Below are 4,280 nucleotides of genomic sequence, written 5' to 3'. Positions count from 1 at the left end.
GGGGCCGCGGGGGCGTTCGGCTAACTGCGGGAATGGCCTATTTGCTCAATGTGTTCGGCTGAGATCGGAAATCAACCCTAAAATCAGGTGAACGTTCACTTTTAAAAGGTAAACGGTGATTTCGCCCTTGCCGCGCGGACGTTTATTCGCTCTGTTCCTGCGTGCCCTCTGCGATCATGTTACGGTTATACACCAGGTGCAGATACATCGCGTCGTGCGCGGCGGTGGGATTGCGCGAGGCGATGGCGTCGGCCACATCGCGGTGCGTGCGGATAGTTTCCTCGACGAGCTTTTTTCCGGTCACGTCGATAAAGAGGGGGACGGATGCCTTGAGCACGCCCATCAGGCGGGGAACGACGAGGTTTCCGGAGCTCTCGGCAATGGCATTGTGGAACGCGGTGTCGGCGGCGGAGTAATCCTCACCGGCCTCGGCCAGGCGCTCGGATTCGTCGCAGAGCTCTTTGATACAGACGACCTGGTCGTTGGTTGCGTGCTCGGCCGCCATGCGTGCCATCTGCGGCGGCGCCACGGCCCTCTCGCACGTCAACGATGCCGGTTTTTGGATGTGCTCCTCGTTCCTGGAGATTGACGAGAAGACCACCCTCAAGTCCTGGACCGTTATGGAGACGCTCATCGGCCTTTCGGGTCTTGCCTGCGCCCTGGTGATTTCGTTCTTCGCCTAGTTCGCGTAGCTAAGCATCTTTTGCCGAGCGCATCGCTCGGTGCCCATTTACACCTGATTCATTAACCAACGATTGGTACAACCGTTCAAATCAAAAGAGGAGAGCATCATGGACGAGAAGACCAAGGCACAGATTCAGCAGGAGGCAGCCGACCTGGTTGCCAAGCTGCAGCCGCGTTCCGGCAAGTTTCGCACCATCAGCCCCGAGATGGACCCGCTGCGCCTGGGCTCTGGCTGGTCTATCGAGGATCTGGACAAGCCGCAGGTCATTATCGAGTCGACGTTCGGCGACTCGCACCCGGGTTCTGCCGGCCTGTTTGAGCTGGTCGAGGAGGTCCGTGCTGGCGTTGCCGAGGCTGGCGGTCACGGTGCTCGTTACTTCTGCACCGATATCTGCGACGGTGAGGCCCAGGGACACGACGGCATCAACTACTCGCTGCCCAGCCGCGACATGATCGCCAACATGATCGAGATCCACGCCAAGGCCACCCCGTTCGACGCCGGCGTCTTTGTCGCCAGCTGCGATAAGGGCCTGCCTGCGAACCTCATGGCCATGGGCCGCATCAACATCCCCTCCATCGTCGTTACCGGCGGCGTCATGGATGCCGGTCCCGATCTGCTGACCCTGGAGCAGCTCGGCGCGATTTCTGCCCGCTACGAGCGCGGCGAGATCTCCCGCGAGGAGCTTGAGTTTGCCAAGCACAACGCATGCCCCAGCTGCGGCGCCTGCTCCTTTATGGGCACCGCCTCGACCATGCAGGTTACCGCCGAGGCCCTGGGCCTTATGCTTCCCGGTACCGCCCTGCTGCCCGCAACCAGCTCCGATCTGCGTGAGTTTGCGCGCGAGGCTGGCCGTCAGTCCGTGTGGCTCTCCGAGCACAACCTGTGCCCCCGCGACATCGTGACCAAGGAGTCCTTCGAGAACCTCATCATGGTCCACGGCGCCATCTCCGGTTCCACCAACTCGCTGCTGCACATTCCCGCGATCGCCCGCGAGTTTGGCATCGAGATGTCCGCCGACGATTTCGATCGCCTGCACCGTGGCGCCCACTACCTGCTCAACGTTCGCCCCGCAGGCGAGTGGCCGGCGCAGTTCTTCTACTATGCGGGCGGCGTGCCGCGCATTATGGAGGAGATCAAGTCGATGCTCCACCTCGACGTTATGACCGTCACCGGCAAGACTCTTGGCGAGAACCTCGAGGACCTCAAGAACAACGGTTACTACGAAAAGTGCGGTCGTTACCTTGAGAAGTGGAATCTCAAGCGCGAGGACATCATCCGTCCGTTTGACCAGGCCTTCGGCACCGACGGTTCCATCGCCATCCTTCACGGCAACCTTGCCCCCGAGGGTGCCGTCGTCAAGCACACCGTCGTTCCGCGTGAGATGTTCCAGGCTACGCTCAAGGCCCGTCCGTTCGACTGCGAGGAGGACGCCATTCACGCCGTCCTGACGCATGAGGTTAAGCCCGGCGATGCCGTTATCATTCGCTATGAGGGTCCCAAGGGTTCCGGAATGCCCGAGATGTTCTACACCACTGAGGCTATCGCCAGCGATCCCGAGCTGGGTGCGAGCATTGCCCTGATCACCGATGGCCGCTTCTCCGGCGCCTCCAAGGGCCCGGCTATCGGTCACGTTTCGCCCGAGGCTGCCGTGGGCGGCCCGATTGCCCTGATCGAGGAAGGCGACCTGATCCAGATCAACATCCCCGAGCGCTCGCTGTCCATCGTGGGCATCGCCGGCAAGGAGATGGAGCCGGCCGAGGTCGACGCCGTCCTGGCCGAGCGTCGCGCCGCCTGGAAGCCTAAGGCTAATCGTTACACCTCCGGCACGCTCAAGTTCTTTATCGAGCATGCAGTTTCCGCCATCCAGGGTGGCTACATGGAGTAGCGCCCGGGCGCATCAAATTTCCCCTCTCATAGATGCGTGGCACGAAAAGCTCCGAGCTCACACGAGTTCGGGGCCTTTTTCGTCTGGATTGGGGACGCATAGCCGGACGAAAGCGTGTTGTGTTTGGCGTAAAACCATACGAAAGTGCAATTTGCGTCTTATTTCCGAACGTAAAACAGACGAAAACCGTTTACGTCTGCTTTAAATCCGTACGAAAACGGTTTTCGTCTTGCAGGGCAGTTGCCGTTTCTACAGTTCAACTTCCAGTTCGGCTTTGTGTTCGCAGAGGTAGTCGCGCATGTAGGGGATGGCAAATGAGACCTTGCCGTACGAAGGAGCCTCGATAATCGATTCTCTTAACAGGCGGCTGCGGACGGAGCTCACCTGTTGAGGCGTTTTGTTTAGGGCATCGGCAACCATGCTGGTCGAGCTCGTCTGCCCCAAAGACGCCATGCTCAGCAGATAAGCGATGCACGTGGGCGGAATGCGCTGCAGCGCGGGCTCAATCACCATGGCGCAGAAGCGTTCGCGTGCCGTTGCAATGCCGCGCTCGGCTTCTTCTTCTCCAATAATCGCTGTATGTGCGCGTCTCGCCAACTGCCATGCGTAGTATCCAACGAGTTGGATCATGAAAGGATAGCCTTGCGTTGCCTCGGCAAGTTGGCCGGCAATACCTGGCTGCAACTCCATGCCAGACGCTTCAATGGTTTCCTCGAGGGAGTACGACACTTCGGTTACTGCCACAGCCTTCAGGTCAAAGGGGAGGGCACGGCGCAAAAACGTAAGTGTCTTTCCGTTGATGATGCTTTCAATCATCGAAGGCAGCCCAGCAAAAACAAAGGCGATATCAAGGTCTTCGCCGATAACCTGCTGAATCGCAATGGAGAGCGTTCGGACCTCATCGAGCTCTGCGTCTTGAACCTCGTCGAGAGTGATGAGCAGGCCATTTCCATTCTTGGTTATTGTCTGTCTCATGGCGTCGCGTAGCGATGGGCCGATTCGCTCAATATCTATGCTGCCGATGGATATGCCAGCTACGGTGGGCTCAAATCTGGCGTGCTTGGCCTGGAATTTGGGCTGCAGCTGTTCGAGAATGCGCTGGCAAAGTCCCTCGGTTGCGACCTCTTTTATGACCGTCCAGCCACGGCTTTGCGCCAAACGTGAGCACTCGTCAAGGAGGACCGTCTTGCCCGTTCCACGGACGCCGGCTATGCGCATTAGGCGCCCAGGGGCACCAGGCCCGTTGGTGAGGCCCTCATTGAATTCTTCGAGCACATCTTCGCGGCCGATAATCGTGGGAGGTGTTTTACCTGCTGTGGGCTTAAAAGGGTTTGTTTGCATGTGAGCCACCTTTGCTCAAGATATAGCAAGATATAGCAAAGTATAGCAAGATATAGCAAAGTATAGTGAGATATAGCAACGTATAGCGCTGTTTGCGGGTTCTTACGGTGGTGCTATTTCCCGAATGCCGCGCGCACAAAGCGCTGGGCGAACAGCTTGTTGGCAACTCACGAGGGCTCGGGGTGCCAATTTGGGGTGCAGTAGTGCTGCGCCACGAAAAGGGCCTATCTACTACGTTTAAGCCGCAGGGGTCAACCATAGTCGGCTTTTTCGAAAATCGACAAGCTGTCTGCCTGCACTGATAATTGTTCTCGGGGGAAGCGGGCACTGCGGGGCGCGGCAACGGCGCGCGATTTCCGCGTCGCAGCG

At 58.8% G+C, this 4,280-nt stretch carries 4 protein-coding genes; 2 read left to right on the top strand and 2 right to left on the bottom strand.

The window, feature by feature from the left end:
* Positions 1–142: 142 nt before the first annotated feature.
* A complete protein-coding gene (locus ABHR75_RS09670) occupies positions 143–505 on the bottom strand; it encodes a FadR/GntR family transcriptional regulator (RefSeq protein ID WP_254668679.1) in 363 nt (120 codons plus the stop codon).
* Between ABHR75_RS09670 and ABHR75_RS09665 the strand changes: the two genes are divergently transcribed.
* Both ABHR75_RS09665 and ilvD read left to right on the top strand, forming a co-directional pair.
* The gene (locus tag ABHR75_RS09665; protein WP_205217223.1) at positions 504–683 is read left to right on the top strand and encodes a GntT/GntP/DsdX family permease; all 180 of its coding nucleotides are present in this window, start codon (positions 504–506) and stop codon (positions 681–683) included. The genes ABHR75_RS09670 and ABHR75_RS09665 overlap by 2 nt on opposite strands.
* Positions 684–791: 108 nt before the next feature.
* Positions 792–2,570, top strand: coding sequence for a dihydroxy-acid dehydratase (ilvD, locus tag ABHR75_RS09660; RefSeq protein WP_217495599.1), 1,779 nt, complete (start codon positions 792–794; stop codon positions 2,568–2,570).
* A 249-nt stretch (positions 2,571–2,819) separates the two neighbouring features.
* Here the strand turns inward: ilvD and ABHR75_RS09655 are convergent, their stop codons facing one another.
* A complete protein-coding gene (locus ABHR75_RS09655) occupies positions 2,820–3,911 on the bottom strand; it encodes an ATP-binding protein (RefSeq protein ID WP_138114098.1) in 1,092 nt (363 codons plus the stop codon).
* Positions 3,912–4,280 lie beyond the last annotated feature (369 nt).

The sequence above is a fragment of the Collinsella aerofaciens genome, from assembly GCF_039752955.1.
GTDB lineage: Bacteria > Actinomycetota > Coriobacteriia > Coriobacteriales > Coriobacteriaceae > Collinsella > Collinsella aerofaciens_BI.
Note: the sequence above shows the minus strand (reverse complement) of the source record. Positions and strands in the feature narration are given on the sequence as shown.

What these genes read in the sequence shown, in the direction of transcription:
- ABHR75_RS09665 (WP_205217223.1), top strand. Translation starts at nt 504, where the DNA reads ATGCGTGCCATCTGCGGCGGCGCCACGGCCCTCTCGCACGTCAACGAT.
- ABHR75_RS09670 (WP_254668679.1), bottom strand. Translation starts at nt 505, where the DNA reads ATGGCGGCCGAGCACGCAACCAACGACCAGGTCGTCTGTATCAAAGAG.
- ilvD (WP_217495599.1), top strand. Translation starts at nt 792, where the DNA reads ATGGACGAGAAGACCAAGGCACAGATTCAGCAGGAGGCAGCCGACCTG.
- ABHR75_RS09655 (WP_138114098.1), bottom strand. Translation starts at nt 3,911, where the DNA reads ATGCAAACAAACCCTTTTAAGCCCACAGCAGGTAAAACACCTCCCACG.